13 protein-coding genes are annotated in these 17,501 nt (G+C 59.7%); 3 read left to right on the top strand and 10 right to left on the bottom strand.

Annotated features, from left to right (window positions below; translation table 11 throughout):
• Window positions 1-24 precede the first annotated feature (24 nt).
• Genes narI through WM42_RS01410 form a run of 5 tightly spaced genes read right to left on the bottom strand, consistent with a single transcriptional unit; the run spans window position 25 to window position 8,332 of the window.
• A complete protein-coding gene (gene narI, locus WM42_RS01430; RefSeq protein ID WP_062035339.1) occupies window positions 25-807 on the bottom strand; it encodes a respiratory nitrate reductase subunit gamma in 783 nt (260 codons plus the stop codon).
• 9 nt (window positions 808-816) lie between these two features.
• Window positions 817-1,635, bottom strand: a complete 819-nt coding sequence (narJ, locus tag WM42_RS01425; RefSeq protein ID WP_082787605.1) for a nitrate reductase molybdenum cofactor assembly chaperone — start codon at window positions 1,633-1,635, stop codon at window positions 817-819.
• 15 nt (window positions 1,636-1,650) lie between these two features.
• On the bottom strand, window positions 1,651-3,246 hold the full coding sequence (gene narH / locus WM42_RS01420; protein WP_062035337.1) for a nitrate reductase subunit beta: 1,596 nt from the start codon (window positions 3,244-3,246) through the stop codon (window positions 1,651-1,653).
• Window positions 3,246-6,974 carry a nitrate reductase subunit alpha gene (locus WM42_RS01415; RefSeq protein WP_062035333.1) on the bottom strand — a complete coding sequence of 1,243 codons (3,729 nt, stop codon included), beginning with the start codon at window positions 6,972-6,974 and terminating at the stop codon, window positions 3,246-3,248. The genes narH and WM42_RS01415 overlap by 1 nt, the downstream gene beginning before the upstream one ends.
• Before the next feature lie 32 nt (window positions 6,975-7,006).
• Window positions 7,007-8,332 (bottom strand): nitrate/nitrite transporter, encoded by a 1,326-nt coding sequence (locus tag WM42_RS01410; RefSeq protein ID WP_062035330.1) that lies wholly within the window; start codon window positions 8,330-8,332, stop codon window positions 7,007-7,009.
• A gap of 232 nt (window positions 8,333-8,564) precedes the next feature.
• On the opposite strand from WM42_RS01410, the gene WM42_RS01405 reads away from it, so the two are divergent.
• The gene (locus WM42_RS01405) at window positions 8,565-9,047 is read left to right on the top strand and encodes a molybdopterin-binding protein (protein WP_062035328.1); all 483 of its coding nucleotides are present in this window, start codon (window positions 8,565-8,567) and stop codon (window positions 9,045-9,047) included.
• 16 nt (window positions 9,048-9,063) lie between these two features.
• Here the strand turns inward: WM42_RS01405 and mobA are convergent, their stop codons facing one another.
• The 5 genes from mobA to WM42_RS01380 all read right to left on the bottom strand — a co-directional run bounded on the left by mobA (window position 9,064) and on the right by WM42_RS01380 (window position 14,291).
• Window positions 9,064-9,666 (bottom strand): molybdenum cofactor guanylyltransferase, encoded by a 603-nt coding sequence (gene mobA / locus WM42_RS01400; RefSeq protein ID WP_062035326.1) that lies wholly within the window; start codon window positions 9,664-9,666, stop codon window positions 9,064-9,066.
• 3 nt (window positions 9,667-9,669) lie between these two features.
• Window positions 9,670-10,149 (bottom strand): cyclic pyranopterin monophosphate synthase MoaC, encoded by a 480-nt coding sequence (gene moaC, locus WM42_RS01395; protein WP_061921938.1) that lies wholly within the window; start codon window positions 10,147-10,149, stop codon window positions 9,670-9,672.
• 32 nt (window positions 10,150-10,181) lie between these two features.
• The gene (locus WM42_RS01390; RefSeq protein WP_235591285.1) at window positions 10,182-11,384 is read right to left on the bottom strand and encodes a molybdopterin molybdotransferase MoeA; all 1,203 of its coding nucleotides are present in this window, start codon (window positions 11,382-11,384) and stop codon (window positions 10,182-10,184) included.
• Window positions 11,385-11,442: 58 nt separating this feature from the next.
• Window positions 11,443-12,459: a GTP 3',8-cyclase MoaA gene (gene moaA / locus WM42_RS01385; RefSeq protein WP_062035322.1), complete on the bottom strand. Its 1,017-nt coding sequence runs from the start codon at window positions 12,457-12,459 to the stop codon at window positions 11,443-11,445.
• Between the two features lie 71 nt (window positions 12,460-12,530).
• Entirely contained in the window at window positions 12,531-14,291 is a 1,761-nt protein-coding gene (locus tag WM42_RS01380; RefSeq protein WP_061921948.1) for a long-chain fatty-acid--CoA ligase, read from the bottom strand.
• A 337-nt stretch (window positions 14,292-14,628) separates the two neighbouring features.
• Between WM42_RS01380 and rho the strand changes: the two genes are divergently transcribed.
• Both rho and prfA read left to right on the top strand, forming a co-directional pair.
• Window positions 14,629-16,419: a transcription termination factor Rho gene (gene rho, locus WM42_RS01375; protein WP_062035320.1), complete on the top strand. Its 1,791-nt coding sequence runs from the start codon at window positions 14,629-14,631 to the stop codon at window positions 16,417-16,419.
• Window positions 16,419-17,495 (top strand): peptide chain release factor 1, encoded by a 1,077-nt coding sequence (gene prfA, locus WM42_RS01370; RefSeq protein ID WP_061921954.1) that lies wholly within the window; start codon window positions 16,419-16,421, stop codon window positions 17,493-17,495. The genes rho and prfA overlap by 1 nt, the downstream gene beginning before the upstream one ends.
• Window positions 17,496-17,501: the final 6 nt, after the last annotated feature.

Genomic DNA, 17,501 nt, shown 5'->3' with positions numbered 1-17,501 from the left:
TCGCTCCTCTAATCGATCTAGTGATTAGGCTCCGTGGGCAGGAGTCTCGTTGGCGTCGAGCTGCGCGCGGTGGGAACGCACCGGCTCCCACGCAGTGTGTGAGCGCATATCCGTGGCGCGCTGGTCGCGGGAACGGTAGACCACGTACGGACGGGTGACGTAGCCCACCGGCGCCGAGAAAGCGTGGACCAGGCGAGTAAAAGGCCAGACGGCGATGATGGTAAATCCACACAAAACGTGGACCTTGAACTGCCAGGGAACATCAGCCATCCACTCCGGGTGGATGTTGAAGATCAGCAGCTGGCGCAGCCACGGCGAGATGGTCTCGCGGTAGTCATAGCCATGTGGCCCGCCGAAGACCTGGGTGCTAAACGTCGCGATGGTGCCAGACAGCAGCGCTAGCGCCAGGAAGAAGTACATGACCTTGTCCGAGCTCGAGGTGGACAGAAACACTGAGCGATTAACGATGCGGCGGTAAAGCAGACCCACGAAGCCAAGAACCACGGCGACCGCCGCGATGGAGCCAGGGATCGTCGCTAACAGGTGATAAGCGTGGTCACTGATGCCTACTGCACGCGTCCACGACTTTGGGAAAGCCAAGCCCATCAGGTGGCCGATGACCACGAAGACCATGCCCCAGTGGAACAGCGGGGAGGAAAGGCGTAGCAGCTTCGATTCATAGATCTGGGAAGAGTGCGTGGTCCAACCGAATTGGTCGGTGCGCCAGCGCCAGAAGATGCCGACGAAAAACGCGGCGATGGCCAGCCACGGGAAGGCACCCCAGAAAAAGTTGTTGAAATAATCCATGAGTGCTCCTTAAACGAGATCAGGTTGGGCAGTGGGGAAAGGAAGATCGGCAATGCCCACCATTTCAGCTGGAGGGCCGGTACGAATGAGATCGACGTATTTCTGCGCGGTTTCGGCATCTACCTTCGGCAGCGCCTTGCACACGGCGACGATAAGACGCACATAAGGCGAATCCTGTTGTGAAAGCGCAGCACGCAGCACCTCTATGCCCTCGCGATAGCTCGCCAGCATCTCAACGGCGCGCGCATGGTCTTCGCCCTCGGCGAGTCCTAGCGCTTCCAGAACCACGCAGAGGTGGTCCGGCAATTCATTTTCTGCCAGCTGGAAACCAAAGGACTCAAGCTGCTGGGAGAAGGACAAGATGGCCATTCCGCGCTGCCGGGTATCGCCGACGGCGTAGTAGGACAAAAACAGCGAGCAGCGGCGGCGCTGATCGAAGGTCTCAACGTAGTGCTCCTGCAGCGCGCGCAGCCCCGCGGTACGGGCGGCGTCGATAAAGCCCATGAAGTCCGTTGCCAGCGCCATTGGTAGCTGGTCGAGCTGGTCCTGGACCACGTCCAAATGGGAGAGGAAATCCTCCTCCGGGTAGCGCAGCAAGACACTGGCTGCCATGGCGACGATGCGCCGCTGGGTCTCATCGACCGCCACCGGTGTCACGAAGTCAGTGGGGACCTGGCCGGTGTGTGTACGTGCCGTGCGCTTGACATCGGCAGCTCCGCCCAAAGAGCCGATGCCGGCAGGCACACCGCTGACGGTGCCGTATCCTGCCACGGCGTCATCTTGCGGAGGTTGAGCCGCACGGGTGGCAAGCTTTTCAAAGATATTCATCTTCAGCCTTACCCCCTAGTCCCGGTTTGGGAACATCGAATCGGGGCGGTCACCAGTCCACGACAGTAGGGAAACCGTGCCGGAACCTGCTGCCGCGCCGTGCGTGCAGGCTTCCGGCGCGCCCATGCCCAAGTCATGGAAGACGTCCTCGGAAGCGCGTGCCGGGTCAACGTCGCCGAAAGGATCCAGCGAAGCGATGCCACGCGGGGTCTCCGGGGAGGCAGTCGGGATGACGTAGCGGTCGTCGTACTTGGCGATGGAAAGCAGGCGGTACATTGCCACCATGTCCTCTCCGGTCATGCCGACGGCCTGTGCAATCTCCTCCTGTGGCTCGTTGCCCAAGTTGATATCGCGCATGTAGGAGCGCATAGCGACTAGGCGGCGCAGCGACTTTTCCACTGGCACGGTATCGCCTGCGGTGAAAAGACCTGCGAGGTACTCCAGCGGAATACGCATGTTAGACAGTGCGGAGAAGAGGATCTTGTGGTCCTCGCCGTCATTGCCGGTGGCGCTTACCTGGTCCACGATGGGCGAAAGCGGCGGGATGTACCAGACCATCGGCAGCGTGCGGTACTCCGGGTGCAGCGGAAGCGCGACGTTGTACTTGAAGATGAGGTCGTAGATTGGCGAGTTCTGCGCGGCATCGATCCAGGAGTGCGGGATGCCTTCTTTCTGTGCGGCAGCTACGACAGCAGGGTCGTGTGGGTCCAGCATGATGGACTTTTGCGCTTCAAAGAGGTCCTGCTCATTCGGCGTCGCGGCGGCCTCGGCCACGCGATCGGCATCGTAGAAGATGACGCCCAAGTAGCGCAGGCGGCCCACGCAGGTTTCAGAGCAAACCGTGGGCTGGCCTACCTCAAGGCGCGGGTAGCAGAGCGTACATTTCTCGGCCTTGCCGGTCTTGTGGTTGAAGTAAACCTTCTTATAAGGGCAGCCCGAGACACACATGCGCCAGCCGCGGCACTGGTCCTGATCCACGAGCACGATGCCGTCTTCAGCGCGCTTGTACATCGCGCCGGAAGGGCACGAAGACACGCAGGTGGGGTTCATGCAGTGCTCGCAGATGCGTGGCAGGTAGAACATGAAGGAGTCCTCGATCTCCTTCTTTACCTGCAGATTCATCTGGTGCAGGGTAGGGTCCTGGTCCATGGTTTCAATAGAACCACCCAGGTTGTCATCCCAGTTGGAAGACCACTCAATCTTGTTTATTTCGCGGCCATCGATTTGAGAGACCGGCTTTGCGGTGGGCTGGGTCTTCTGACCAGCCTTGGCACCCATCAGATCCTCGTATTGGTAGCTCCACGGCTCGTAGTAGTCCTGGATCGTCGGCAGGTTCGGGTTATGGAACAGGGTAGCCAGCTTCTTCAAGCGTCCACCGGCCTTGGGCTTTAGCTTGCCAGAGCCGGTAAGCTCCCAGCCGCCCTTCCACTTTTCCTGGTCCTCCCAGGTGCGCGGGTAGCCCACGCCGGGACGGGTTTCGACGTTATTGAACCAGATGTACTCGGTGCCTTCGCGGTTGGTCCATGCCTGCTTACACGTGACCGAACAGGTGTGGCAGCCGATGCACTTGTCCAGGTTCATGATCATGGAGATTTGGGCCATGACTTTCATTAGTAAGAAACCTCCTGGGAGCGACGGCGCACGCGGGTGACTTCGTCGCGGTTGTTGCCGGTTGGGCCGATGTAGTTGAAGTGATAGGTCAGCTGGCCGTAGCCGCCGGCAATATGGACCGGCTTGATGGAGATACGGGTCAGCGAGTTGTGCGTGCCGCCGCGGCGGCCGGTGAACTCGTTGATTGGGGTACCAACGGTGCGTTCCTGGGCGTGGTTGCAGATCATCGTGCCCTCCGGGATGCGGTGGGAGACGATGGCGCGGGCGGACACGATGCCGTTGCGGTTGTAGACCTCAACCCACTCGTTGTCCTTCACGCCGATCTTTGCGGCGTCCTTGTCCGACATCCAGACCACCTGGCCGCCGCGGGAAATAGACAGCACGTGCAGGTTGTCGAAGTACTGCGAGTGAATCGACCACTTGTTGTGGGTGGTGAGATAACGCAGTGTGACCTCGACCTCGCCGCGCTCATTTTGCAAGGTCTGGCCCGGCGCGAATTCGCCGTGCATATGCAGATGATCAAGCGGTGGGCGGAAGATAGGCAGCGCCTCGCCGTAGTCCATGAACCAATCGTGGTCGATGTAGTAGTGCATGCGGCCGGTCAGCGTGTGCCATGGCTTGTCGAACTCGACGTTGATACTAAACGCCGTGTAGCGGCGCTTATTGCGCTTGTCAGCCGTCCATTCCGGCGAGGTGATGACCTCGGTCGGGCGCTCCTTGATGGAATCCCAGCTGATGCGCACGTCTTCATCGGAGGTCGCAAGCGGTGTCATGTCACGGCCGGTGCGCGAAGACAGATACTCGAAGCCTTGCTTTGCCAGCTCGCCGTTGGATACACCGGACAGGTGCAAGATGGCGTCGATGACCTTTGTGTCTTTGCTCAAGTCAATGAGCTCACCCATCGAGGTCTTCGAGGTTCCACAGATGAGCTCAAGCTCTTTGACCTGCTTTTCCACGTTGAACTTGGTGCCATGCACCGCAGTCCCGGCCTTGGCCGGCAGCGGGCCCAAGTGGGTCCACTTCTCATAGATCTTGGTGTAGTCACGCTCCACCACATGCAGCTTCGGCATGGTAACCCCTGGCACCAAGCCGAGCTTTTCGACGTCGGGCACAATGCCGTTTGGCATGCCCAACTCATCGGGGGAGTCGTGGTGGCTCGGTTGCGTGACGATGTCAGTTTGCACGCCGAGCCACTTTGCGGACTTGGCAGAAAGCGAAGCCGCGAGGTCGCGGAAGACCTCGAAGTCGGTGCGCGCCTCCCACGGCGGGTTGATGGCCGCGTTGAAGGAGTGCAGGTATGGGTGCATATCCGTCGAGGACATATCGTGCTTTTCGTACCAGGTAGCTGCCGGCAGCACGATGTCAGAGACCAAGGTCGTCGACGTATTGCGGAAGTCTGTGGTCATCATGAGGTCGAGCTTGCCCTCAGGAGCTTCATCAACCCACTTGATGGTGCGTGGACGATCCTCGGCAGCGAGCTCTTCGGCCGTGGCATCGGAGTCGATTCCGAGCAAGTGACGCAAGAAGAACTCGGTGCCCTTTGCAGAAGAGCCCAGCAGGTTGGTACGCCAGTTCAAAAGAATGCGCGGCCAGTTTTCTTCTGCCGAAGGGTTGTCGTAGGAGAACTCGAGGTCGCCATCTTTGAGTTGGCTTACAACGTAGTCATTGATGTCGACGCCTTTTTCCTTTGCCTCTGCCGCAAGCAATAGGTTGTTGCGGTTGAACTGCGGGTAAGCCGGCATCCAGCCGCGACGCATAGCCTCAGCCATGGTGTCGGAGACCATCTTGTCACCGATGGCACCGTGGTTGGCCAGGGGCGATCCCAGATGGGAGGCGCGGGAGTTGTCGTAGCGGTATTGCTCGGTGGCGAAGTAGTAGAAGCCTGTCGAAATCATGTGGCGCGGAGGACGCTGCCAGTCGGTGGCCATGGCCCACTGGGTCCACCCGTTGACAGGGCGCAGCTTCTCCTGGCCCACGTAGTGAGCCCAGCCGCCACCGTTGACACCCTGGGTGCCGCACATCGAGGTCAGCGCCAAGAAGGTGCGGTAGATGGTATCTGCGTGGAAGTAGTGGTTGACGCCGGCACCCATGATGATCTGGGAGCGTCCCTTGGAATCTGCCGCGTTCTGCGCAAACTCACGGCCGATGCGGATGGCGGTATCGGCAGGCACGCCGGTGAGGCCTTCCTGCCAGGCTGGCGTGCCCACTTCGGAGGCATCGTAGAAGTCCTTCGGCCAGGAACCTGGCAAGTTAAGTTCTTCGCGGTTGACGCCGTAGTGTGCGAGCATGACGTCGAAGACCGTGGTCACGAGCTTGCCGTCGACGCGACGAACCGGCACACCGCGGTGCACGATGCCCGTGCCGACAGGCTTCTCGGTGCCGATGTCGGCTGGGTCCGCATCCAGGTCGAAGCGCGGGAAGAGTACCTCGGCGGTCTCGAAGGAATCGGTCTCTGCGATGGACATGACAGGATCGGCGTTGTCGAGGGAGAGGTTCCACTTCGCCGAGTTGTTGTCCCAGCGGTCAGCGACGGTGCCGCCCGGATCGACTACCTTGCCGTCTTCTTCCATGACGAGGCCACGGTGGGTGGCGTTTGGCGAGGAATTCAGCTCCGCATCGGAGACCTGGGAAGCCGTGAGGAACTTGCCTGGGGTATAGGTGCCGTCCTCGCGCTCGTCCAAGGTGACCAAGAAAGGCGAGTCCGTGTACTTGCGCATGTAGTTCAAGAAGTACGGTTCTTGGCGCTCAACGTGGAACTTCTTCAAGATGACATGCCCCATGGCAAAGGCCAAAGCGGCATCCGAGCCGGGTTCGATGCGGGCCCACTCGTCGGCGAACTTCGTGTTGTCGGCGAAGTCCGGCGAAACCACGACGACCTTGGTCCCTTTGTAGCGTGACTCCACCATGAAGTGTGCATCCGGGGTACGGGTTACCGGGATGTTGGAGCCCCACATCATGAGATAGGAAGAGTTGTACCAGTCACCGGATTCCGGTACGTCAGTCTGATCGCCGAAGGTCTGGGGGGATGCCGGCGGCAGGTCGGCGTACCAGTCATAGAAGGACAGAGCGACGCCGCCGATGCTCTGCAGGAAGCGGGTGCCGGCGCCATAGGAGACCTGCGACATGGCAGGAATAACTGTAAAGCCGAAGATGCGGTCCGGACCGTACTTGCGAATGGTGTAAACGTGCGCCGCAGCAGCGATGTCGATCGCCTCTTCATAGCTGATACGAATCAGGCCGCCCTTGCCACGCTGGGAGATATAAGCCTTGCGCTTTTCAGGATCTTCCTGGATGGCACGCCATGCGAGGACAGAGTCGCCGCCGTTTTTAGCTTTTTCCTCACGGAACATGTCCACCAGAACGCCGCGCGCATAGGGATAGCGCACGCGGGTAGGCGAGTAGGTGTACCAGGAGAAAGAAGCACCACGAGGGCATCCGCGCGGCTCGTATTCCGGCATGTCATTGCCGGTGGTGGGATAGTCCACGGCCTGGGATTCCCAGGTGATGACGCCATCTTTGACGTAGACCTTCCACGAGCAAGAACCCGTGCAGTTGACGCCGTGTGTGGAGCGAACCATTTTGTCGAAGGCCCAGCGGTTGCGGTAGAAGACATCTGCCTGTCTGCCGCCCTTCAAAAACAGCTGTTGGCCAGAGTCGCTGGCTTCGCCTTTGCGCAGATAGGCGCCGAGCTTGAAAAGGGAGCTGGGGCCGGATTTATTTTCAGTCATGGGGGTGGGTTACTCCTTTGGAAAGGCGTGGTTTAGCCGGGGAAAGGTGCGCGTGGACGAGCGTAGTAGATCCACACGAGGACAGAGGTGATTGCGAAATACACAACGCAGCCCCAGAAGAACGTGGCGGCCGGCATCATGGAAAGCAACACGCCTACGACGAACGGGCCGAATGCGCCGATGGCACCAGTCCAACCGATGACGCCGCCTGCCTGACGCTTCGGCAAAATCATTGGCATCTGCTTGAAGGTGCCGGCATTGGCTAGGCCGGTGAAGAAGAACATGATGAGCATGCAGGTCAAAAAGCCCTTGAACTCGCTCGGGTCGGAGGGGTTTAAGAAAAGCGCAGAAAGGGCAGTAAACACCGTCATGCCTACGCAACCGACGAAGGTCCAGATAGCGCCGCCGAACTTATCGCACAGCGGGCCCCACAGCGCGCGGACCAGCGCGCCGATCAGCGGGCCGAGGAAGGCATAGGCAGCACCGCGCGGCAGGTCATCGAACTGGCCAGCAAACTGGGAATCGGCGCCGAAGGTCTGGTTGATAAGAAGCGCCATTTGAGCCGCGAAGCCGGAGAAAGCGCCGAAGGTCATCAAGTAGACAACGGTCAAGATCCACGTGTTCTTGTTGCCGAAGATATCGATCTGCTGGCGGAAGTTTGCCTTGACTGGAACGTCCTTGAGCAGCATCCATGCGAGAACAGCACCAACTATTGCCCATGGAACCAAGAAGATGGCCGGGTTGTGCACGAAGATTGCGCCATCATCTGTGCGCTGCGGTGCCACGAAGCCGATTCCCAGGAGGGTAAAGCCCATCAGCCACGGTGCAACCAGTTGAATGAAGGAAATACCGAAGTTGCCCAAGCCAGCCTGCAGGCCGAGGGCGGTGCCGGACATGCGCTTAGGGAAAAAGTAGCCGGTGGAAGGCATAAAGCCAGAAAAGACGCCGCCGCCGATACCGGAGAGGAAAGCCAAGGTTAAAAGCCACCAGTATGGGGTGGAGGTGTCCTGCACGGCGAAAAACCAGCCGAGCATCGGGATGATGAACAGCAGGGAGGAAACGAATACCAGCTTGCGGGTGCCGATGATAGGCGGCAGGAACATAAACAGCAGGCGGAATAAGCCGCATGCGAGGCCTGCAATAGAGGTTAGCCAGTACAGCTGGCTCTTGCTGAGATCGAAGCCGATCTGGTTGAGCATCGGTGCAATTGCGGAAACGAGGTACCACGTTGCAAAACCGATGATCAGCACGAAGGTGGAAACCCACAAGGTTCGCCACGCAACTTTGGAATCCCAGTGGTCTTTTTCTTCGGGGTTCCATCCTTGGATGGTCTTGCCCGACGTATCAAGTGCAGTCATTTTTCCTCGGTATTCTCGTAGAAACTGTCTCTGTCCAATTTAGTTTCAATTACCCTAAAAAGAGACATTTTCTACGGAGTTATCCGAGTTTAATTAGGAAACATTAGTGTTGCGAAAACATTTCACATACCGACCTTTCGCTGGTTAACCCATTAAGGGGTGGGAAACCGCTGCTTATGACTCGATTCTGTTAAAAATGTCACACCACTAAACCGAGGTAAAGGACGCCCAAATGAAACCTGCCACCGCTGCCATAATCGTCACCGCTGACCGCGTTTTGAGCGGCGCAAAGCCTGATTCTGCAGGAACCTTGGCCAAGGAGCTTTTGTTGGCTCAGGGGCTCGAAGTGACGAGCCACGATGTCGTTGCGGAAGGCTACGCCCGCGTGGCCGAAGCGCTGCGCGAGCAAGTACGGGCTGGCGTCGACGTCATTGTGGTCATTGGAGGTACTGGCGTCGGTCCCACCAACTACACACCTGAAGTAACCGAAGAGTTCATCGCTGCCCGCCTTCACGGGCTGGAAACCCAGGTGCTGCTCAAAGGTCTGGAGAGTTCGCACAAGACTGGCCTTTCCCGCGGGGTCATTGGCATGACTGACCGCGGCTGTGGCTCGCTGATTATCAATTCCGCGTCCTCCCGCGGCGCAGTTGCTGACACCTTGGGTGTCGTTCTCCCTTTGCTCGGGGATATCTTCCGGGATGCGAAGAGTAACTGATAAGCGCGGTTACTTACTACGCTCGGCGGCGCTCCCATTCGGCGAGTTCAGCCAAGGTATCGTAGTCCTCTTCCGCGCCTGTACCCGGCACCGCGATGAGGCGGGGGACTGCGTGCAACAGCCTGCGGGCTGACTTGTTGTGCAGGCAGTCGAAGGAATCTACCGCTTGGCGCAGGCCGTCGTAGTGCCACAGCGCGCACAGCGGCTGGATAAAATCGCCGCTTAAAGCCGCCGCTACCGAGGGAATCGAGCTTTGCGCTTCGCAAGCGGCGAGTTTTTCCAACAACTTTGGCAGCATTTGGGGCGAATCCGGCGCATCCACAGATAACACTGCGATATAGCGAAGTGGCGCTAAACTACGTGCTTCTAGGTTCTTCAGGCCTGCCACGATGCCAGCTGCAGGCCCACCAAAAAGCGGATTTTCGCATACCTGCGGCAGGCCCAGCGGAAACGGGGAAACCACGCAGACCGGCGCGCCATAAGGAAGCTGCCTGCGCACGACGTCGACAAGCCTTTCGCCCCGTACACGCACCGAGCCCTTATCGCGCCCGCCCATCCTGGTGCCGTGGCCGCCTGCCAGGATGATGATTCCTAGCTCATGCGGTTTGTAGTTCAGCATTGCCTAGGTTTTAGGAAGCTCGCGGCTCCAGTCGCCGGAACGGCCACCGGACTTTGCGGTGATCCCACAGCGGCGGATAAATGCGGAGCGGTCGACGCCTTTGACCATATCGATGATGGACAGCGCCGCAACGTTGACCGCGGTAAGCGCCTCCATCTCCACACCGGTGCGATCGGCGGTTCGCACCGTTGCCTCGATGAAGACATGGTCGTCTCGGATTTCCAGATCGACCGAGCAACCATGCACGCCGATGGTGTGGGCGAGGGGAAGCAGTTCCGGGACCTTCTTGGCCGCCGAGATGCCGGCGATGCGCGCGACCGCTAGCACGTCGCCCTTGGGAACCGTGCCGTCGCGAAGCGCAGAAAGAACCTCAGGAGAACATGCAACCTCGCCTTGCGCGGTAGCGGAGCGGACGGTGGGCTGCTTTTCTGTCACATCCACCATGTAGGCGGAGCCGGAGGAATTGAGATGGGTAAATTTCATGGGGTCTAGTCTAATTAAGTCCTAATCGAGAATTAATAGACAACCACGCGGACTTCATCGCCAGCCTGAATTTCGGAGGTCACCTCAACCAGACCGCACGTGCCGTGGAGCGAGGCTACGAAGTGGCTGCTCAACCCGCTGGCAAAGGGGTACGCCACGACGGCCTCGCCGAACTCCAAACGCGTGGGCACAAATGCCGTGCCGTGCTTGTGCGCCATGGGGAACTCCTCCCCGGCGCGCGCGACGATTGTGCGCCCGCTGCAGACCTTCGTGCGGGCAGGGCGCCCGCTCAAGGCCTCGAGGAAAGGCGAAACATAAAGGTGGTAGGAAACAAACGCCGCTACGGGATTGCCCGGCAGGGAGATAACCGGCAAACCTCCATAGAGGGAAAAACCTTGCGGCGTGCCGGGCTTTTGCTTGACCCCGCCGAACCAAGCTTCACAGTCCTCTGCGGTCTGAAGCGCGGTCTGCGTGACGTCGAAGGCACCGGCGGAAACACCGCCCGTCGTGATTACTACCTCGTGGGAATGAAACAGCTGCTCAATCGTCTCGCGCAGCTGCTCCGAGGAGTCGGAAGAGCGCATGTGCGTTACCACTGCGTGCGGGATGGTGGAGCGAATCAGCGATTCGATCATCGGCCCATTCGAATCGGGTAGCTGGCCCGGCTCGAGGCTCGAGCCCTCGACCAGTTCGTCGCCGGAGGAGACCACGCCTACGAGAACGGGGCGGTAGACGCGAACATGCGTGATGCCAGCCGAAATCAGCGCGGCAATAAGGCCGGCATCAACCACGGTGCCCGGCTTGGCGATGTTCGCGCCCTCCCGAACGTTTTCTCCCTTCGGGCGGATGTGCGTGCGCCTTGGCGTCTCGTTGATGGTGACCTCACTCGGCAGCTCGTGTGGGCCGGCTGGAATATCGGTCAACTCCACTGGGACTACAACTAGGCCATCGTTGTCCTCCGGAACCGGCGCGCCGGTCATGATGCGCACCGCCTTGCCCGCTGGCACCTCCATGGGTGCCTGGCCCGCCGGAACGTCGCCTGCGACGGGCAAACGCGCAGGCAGCTCAACCAGATCCTTTAGGTGTACCAAGAAGCCATCCATCGCAGAGTTGCTAAAAGGCGGCACTGCTAGGCACGCAGTAACGCCTTCTGCAATAACGCGGCCTAGAAGTTTCTCGTTGACTGGCTGGGCTTCCGGAAATACCTCTACCGGCACCGGCCGGGCGTGAGACATTATCGCCTCAAAATGTTCTTGTGGGGTGCGCATGCTTTTCAAACTAGATCCTTAGCCTTTAGCCACCGATTGCTGCCATCAAACGATCCGGCTGCAAGAAACCCTCGTCATTCACGCCGTGGCCGGGCAGCTTCGCCCACATTTCTGCGGCCCAGGCCTCCATGAGCTCTTCATCGCTGGCGCCCGCGCGCATGAGGTCGCGAAGAGAGGTCTCCGAATTACCGAATAGGCAATTGCGCACCGCACCGTCAGTTGTCAGGCGCGTGCGATCGCAGGAACCACAAAAGGAGCGGGTGACTGAGGCGATGACGCCGATTTGTCCTATCTCGTGGCCTCCGCGATAGACATTCCACAGTGATGCCGGGGCAGAGCCGCGCGGCTCATCAGCGGGGGAGAGCTCGAAGGACTCGCCGAGGCGGGCCAAGATATCGTCCGCGGTCACCATATCCTCGCGCCGCCACTTATCGCGCGGGCCCAGCGGCATCTGCTCGATAAAACGCAGCTGTGCGCCTGCCTCAATGCAGTATTCCGTCAGCGGGATAATAGAATCCTCATTAATGCCCGGCATCACTACCGCATTGACCTTGACTGGGTGCAGCCCGGCGCGGGTCGCGGCTTCGATGGCTGTGAAGACATCCTGGATGCGGTCGCGCCGGGTTAGCCGGGCATAAAGCTCGCGGTCGGTGGTATCGAGCGAGATGTTCACGCGGTCGAGGCCTGCTTCCACCAATCCATCGATACGCCGGTCGAGGCCCAAGCCGTTCGTGGTCAGTGCGGTAGACGGTGATTTACCTTCGTCGGTGCGCAATTGCTTAGTAGCAGCGACAATCTTCTCCAAAGACTTGCGCAGGAGCGGTTCGCCGCCGGTGAAACGTACCTGGCGGATGCCTAGCTTTTCGACGCCGATGCGGATAAGGCGGATCGTTTCCTCATCGCTCAAGGTTTCTGCGGTGGGAAACCACTCGAGACCTTCGGCTGGCATGCAATACGTGCAGCGGAGATTGCAGCGATCAGTAAGCGAAACGCGCAGGTCGCGGGCCCTGCGGCCGTATTTGTCTAGAAGCGGATAAGTCATTGTCGTCCTAGTCTATAAGGAGAGTGGTCTTATCCATATTAACCCGGAAATATTCGCGTTTAATCCGGGGTCTAATCACGGGGCGGGAAATGCTGTGGCAAGTCATCCAGACGCTGTGACTCGCCAGGGCCTTTCAATCGAATGATGTTGTATTCGCCTTCAGCCAAGTGTGAACGCAGGTCCTTCTTATCGAACTTGCCCACCGAGGTTTTGTCGATGTGCTTTACGAAGGTCCAGTACTCCGGCAGCATCCACGAAGGCAGCTCCTTGCGCATACCCTCGCGGATGCGCTCGGCGGTTTCGATTGTCGGAGAAAACCCTGGTGCCAACACCGTTACCGCCAGAGGGCGTTCCACCCACTGTTTATCCGGATAACCGATGACGGCGGCTTCCACGACGACCGGGTTAGCCATGATGAGGTTTTCGAGCTGGACCGAATAGATCCACTCGCCGCCAGAGCGGATGACGTCGCGGGCGCGGTCTTCGACGGTCAAGAAGCCGTCTTCCGTTACCGAGCCGACGTCGCCAGTGCGCAGCCAGCCATCCGCGGTGAATTTGGATTCGGCATCCTCGACTTGCTTGCCGCGGAACTCGTCGGCACTACCGCCCGGTTCAGAAGTGGGCGAGTGGTAGTAGGAGCCGGTAACGAGGTTGCCGCGGACCTGGATCTCGCCGGCATTGCGGTCGGACTTGGGCACGACGACGCCGTCATTGACCACACGGTATTGCAAGGAGGCCGGGAAACGTCCTTGGGATATGCGGTATGCCCAGCGGGTATCGCCATCGGCACCCTGGGGAGGGCGGGCCACCGTGCCCACCGTTGTGGTTTCCACCATGCCCCACACGTGCACGACGTCGACGCCGTAGCGTTCCTCCCACATTTTGATCAGCTGCGGCGGGACGGGAGAGCCGCCGGCGAAGATCTCGGTCAGCGTCATGCGGCTTGGGGGATTCTTGAGATAGTGCGCGAAAAGCTGAATCCAAATGGTGGGCACGCCATGCGCCACGCGGGGCGAGGTGGCAGCGATGATGCTAGCAAGCGTCGGTGCGGATACGTCGGCGTCGGGAAGCACTAGTGGCGTGCCCGTCATAAAGGCGGCAAAGGGAACGCCCCAGCTGAGCACGTGATAAATCGGGATGCAGCACAGGAAGGTCTCGCCGTGGGTAACGCACAGCGAATCGGAGGCGCGCAACTGCATGCTCTCCAGGTAGAGCGCGCGGTGGGAATAGACCACGCCTTTGGGCGCGCCAGTGGTGCCGGTGGAATAGCACAAGGCGGCCGACGTCCGCTCGTCTAGCTCAGGCCAGTTGTACTCGGTAGGGCGGCCGTCGAGTAGCGCCTCATAGGAATAGACCTCGATGCCAGCGCCAAACTTGCCCAGGTAGTCGGCGGGATCGGTTAGACCAATGAGAACCACCGCACGCACGGTTTTTACGCCGTTTAAGACCTTAGCCAGCTGATCCTTTAAGCGCGGATCGGCAACTACAATTTCCGCTTCGGAGTGGTTAATGATGTGGCGAATCTGATCATTCATTAACTGCTTGTTTAGCGGGGTGAAAATAGCACCCTTGCAGGCAGTGGCGAACATGACCTCTAGGTGTTCAGCACAGTTCCACATGAAAGATGCCACGCGCTGGTCCCCAGTAATGCCCAACTCATCGTGCAATGCGTGCGCGAATGCGGCCGTGCGTGCGCCGATGGCGGCGAAGTCGGTGGTTTCCGGCTCGCTATGGTTGCGCCACGTGGTCACCTGCGTCTGCCCATGCACCGTCGATCCGTATTCCAGGATGCGGGTCAGGGACAGGGGGATATCCTGCATGGTAGAAAGCATGAGTTCTACTTTAGCGGTGTCACTTCCGGCGCGGGATGCTAATACGGTATAGTGGCTCGTGACTGACGCGGACTAGCCCGAATTTTAGGAAAGCTCCCGCGTAACCGAGTATTGCAGAACCGCCGCAGAGCGTTTCTTTTTTCTCGCTCGCAGTCGCCTTCTATCAATTCTCCTCCGTGGCATTCCTTTTCCCAGAGGAGAGGCCTAGATATTTCACCGCCCGCGGCTTCCCGCTTGTGGCGGCATGCACCATAAAAATACAGATTGGCTTCCAGCGCTTAAGCCGGACTGCAGGCGAAAAGCATTTAGACGCTGGTGAAGCGACGAAAGGATATCCGTGAGCAATACGGACAAAGCCGCAGCACAGGATTACGCATCCATGAAGCTGCCGGAACTGCGCAAGCTGGCTGCCGAGCGCGGCCTGCGCGGCATCTCGGGTCTGCGCAAGGGCGATCTGATCACCGCCCTGAGCACTGGCCAGGTCCCTGCGAAGGCAGAAAAGGCGGAAAAGCCACAGCGCCGCACACGTAAGCCCGCTGAAGAGAAGTCGGCAAAGGCTGAGGATAACGCCAAGGATAGTGGCGAAGACAAGACCCAAGAAAAGGGTGAGAAGAACGAGGAGCAGCGCTACGAGTCACGCTCCCAGGCTCGCCGTGCCCGCCGCAACCGCGCCCGCCGCCAGGAGCGCGAGAACGCCGAGGCAAAGCAGGAGGGCGCTAAGGAAGAGGCCAAGGAGCCGAACAAGGATTCCGAGAACTCTAACGACAATCGCGATAACAATAACCGTGACAACCGTGATAACGGCGAGCGCAACCGCGGCAACCGCAACCGCCGCCATGATGACGATGACAACAACGGTGGCGGCCGCCGCAACCGCCGCAACCGTCGCAACCGCCGCAACCGCGGTGGTAATGACAACAACGGCGGCAACGATCTCCAGATCCGCGAGGGCGATGAAGTCCAGGCAGTAGGCGGCATCCTCGAGGTCGTCGACAACAACGTGGCTTTCCTGCGCACCACCGGTTACCGCGCGGCAAGCTCTGACGTCTTTGTCAACAACAACTTGGTCCGGCGCTTGGGCCTGCGCTCTGGCGACGCCGTGACCGGCCAGGTCAAGGTCTCTGGCCCAACTCATACCCACGGCAATGGCCGTAATCGCCGCAAGTACAACCAGTTGGTGCAGGTTGACACGGTAAACGGCATGGAGCCAGCAGCGGCACAGGACCGTCCTCACTTCTCCAAGCTGACCCCGCTGTACCCGAACCAGCGTCTGCGCCTGGAAACGGATCCGAAGATCCTGACCACCCGCGTTATCGACCTCATCATGCCTATCGGCAAGGGCCAGCGTGCGCTGATTGTTTCCCCGCCGAAGGCCGGTAAGACCACCATTTTGCAGAACATCGCCAACGCGATTTCCGCAAATAACCCAGAGTGCTACCTCATGGTCGTCCTAGTAGACGAGCGCCCAGAAGAGGTCACCGACATGCAGCGCAGCGTCAAGGGTGAGGTCATTGCCTCTACCTTCGACCGCCCGCCATCAGAGCACACCTCCGTTGCCGAGCTGGCCATCGAGCGCGCGAAGCGCTTGGTGGAGCAGGGCAAGGACGTCGTGGTTCTCCTGGACTCGATTACCCGCCTGGGCCGTGCTTACAACAACTCCTCCCCAGCATCCGGCCGCATCCTCTCCGGTGGTGTGGACTCCAATGCGCTCTACCCACCGAAGCGCTTCCTGGGTGCTGCCCGCAATATCGAAAACGGCGGTTCCCTTACCATCATCGCCACCGCGATGGTGGAGACCGGCTCCACCGGTGACACGGTCATTTTCGAGGAGTTCAAGGGCACCGGCAACGCCGAGCTCAAGCTCGACCGCGCCATTTCCGAGCGTCGCATCTTCCCGGCCGTGGACGTTAACCCATCCGGCACCCGCAAGGACGAGCTGCTGCTCGTTCCGGAGGAAGCGCGCATCATGACCAAGCTGCGTCGCATCCTTTCTGGTTTGGATTCCTTCGCCGCTATCGACTTGCTCATCAAGCAGCTGAAGAAGACCCGCTCCAACGGCGAGTTCTTGATGCAGGTGGCAAGCTCGGCGCCGATGGTCGCTGACAAGGAAGCTGAGGATTACATCTAATGGCTAATCAAGTTTCCCTCGTAGACGACATTGTCTCCGAGTACCAGGGCATCGAGATGCAGATGGGCGATCCCGAGGTCGCTGGCGATCAGACGATGTTCCGTAAGCTGTCTAAGCGCTATGCCGAACTGCGTCCAATCGTCGCGGTCAACAACGAGCTAGAGCAGGCTCGTCAGGACCTCGAAGATGCCAAGGAAATGGCCTACGAGGACCATGACTTTCAGGACGAAGTCGACCGCCTCGAGCCGCTCGTCGTTGAACTGGAGGAAAAGCTAGCAGACCTACTCGCTCCACGTGACGAGCACGACTCCGAAGACATCATTATGGAGATCAAGGCTGGCGCCGGCGGCGAGGAGGCCGCATTGTTCGCAGGCGATCTCGCGCGAATGTACGAGCGTTATGCCGACAAAGCTGGTTTCCAGTGGGAGGTCTTGGGCCTCAACGAGTCTGACTTGGGCGGCGTGAAGGACATGTCCATCTCGTTTAAGTCCAAGACCCCGTCTCGCGACGGCGCTTGGTCCGTATTCAAGTTCGAGGGCGGCGTCCACCGCGTCCAGCGCGTTCCGGTGACCGAGTCTCAGGGCCGCATCCAGACCTCAGCAGCCGGCGTGTTGGTTTACCCGGAGCCGGATGAGGTCGAATCCGTCAACATCGACGAAAAGGACCTGCGCATCGACGTCTACCGCTCGTCCGGTAAGGGCGGCCAGGGCGTTAACACCACTGACTCCGCAGTACGCATTACCCACCTGCCGACTGGCCTGGTGGTCACCTGCCAGAAGGAACGTTCCCAGATTCAGAACAAGGCCCGCGCACTGCAGGTGCTGCAGGCACGCCTGGATCAGATCGAGCGCGAAGCCCGTGAGGCTGAGGCAGGGGAGCAACGTGCATCCCAGGTGCGCACCTTGGACCGCTCCGAGCGTATCCGCACCTATAACTGGCCGGAAAACCGCATCACTGATCACCGCATCGGCTACAAGGCGAATAACCTGGATTCCGTTCTCAACGGCGATATGCAGGATCTGATCACCGCTTTGCAGGCTCAAGAGCGCGCCGAGCGCTTGGAGGCGGAAGACTAGAGGTGG

The sequence above is a fragment of the Corynebacterium simulans genome, from assembly GCF_001586215.1.
In the GTDB taxonomy this organism is placed as follows: Bacteria; Actinomycetota; Actinomycetes; order Mycobacteriales; family Mycobacteriaceae; genus Corynebacterium; species Corynebacterium simulans.
The sequence above is the reverse complement of the archived record's forward strand: the minus strand, read 5'-3'. Positions and strand labels throughout refer to the sequence as shown.

Coding starts and splice junctions, on each gene's coding strand:
- narI (WP_062035339.1), bottom strand. CDS start 807: ATGGATTATTTCAACAACTTTTTCTGGGGTGCCTTCCCGTGGCTGGCC.
- narJ (WP_082787605.1), bottom strand. CDS start 1,635: ATGAATATCTTTGAAAAGCTTGCCACCCGTGCGGCTCAACCTCCGCAA.
- narH (WP_062035337.1), bottom strand. CDS start 3,246: ATGAAAGTCATGGCCCAAATCTCCATGATCATGAACCTGGACAAGTGC.
- WM42_RS01415 (WP_062035333.1), bottom strand. CDS start 6,974: ATGACTGAAAATAAATCCGGCCCCAGCTCCCTTTTCAAGCTCGGCGCC.
- WM42_RS01410 (WP_062035330.1), bottom strand. CDS start 8,332: ATGACTGCACTTGATACGTCGGGCAAGACCATCCAAGGATGGAACCCC.
- WM42_RS01405 (WP_062035328.1), top strand. CDS start 8,565: ATGAAACCTGCCACCGCTGCCATAATCGTCACCGCTGACCGCGTTTTG.
- mobA (WP_062035326.1), bottom strand. CDS start 9,666: ATGCTGAACTACAAACCGCATGAGCTAGGAATCATCATCCTGGCAGGC.
- moaC (WP_061921938.1), bottom strand. CDS start 10,149: ATGAAATTTACCCATCTCAATTCCTCCGGCTCCGCCTACATGGTGGAT.
- WM42_RS01390 (WP_235591285.1), bottom strand. CDS start 11,384: ATGTCTCACGCCCGGCCGGTGCCGGTAGAGGTATTTCCGGAAGCCCAG.
- moaA (WP_062035322.1), bottom strand. CDS start 12,459: ATGACTTATCCGCTTCTAGACAAATACGGCCGCAGGGCCCGCGACCTG.
- WM42_RS01380 (WP_061921948.1), bottom strand. CDS start 14,291: ATGCTTTCTACCATGCAGGATATCCCCCTGTCCCTGACCCGCATCCTG.
- prfA (WP_061921954.1), top strand. CDS start 16,419: ATGGCTAATCAAGTTTCCCTCGTAGACGACATTGTCTCCGAGTACCAG.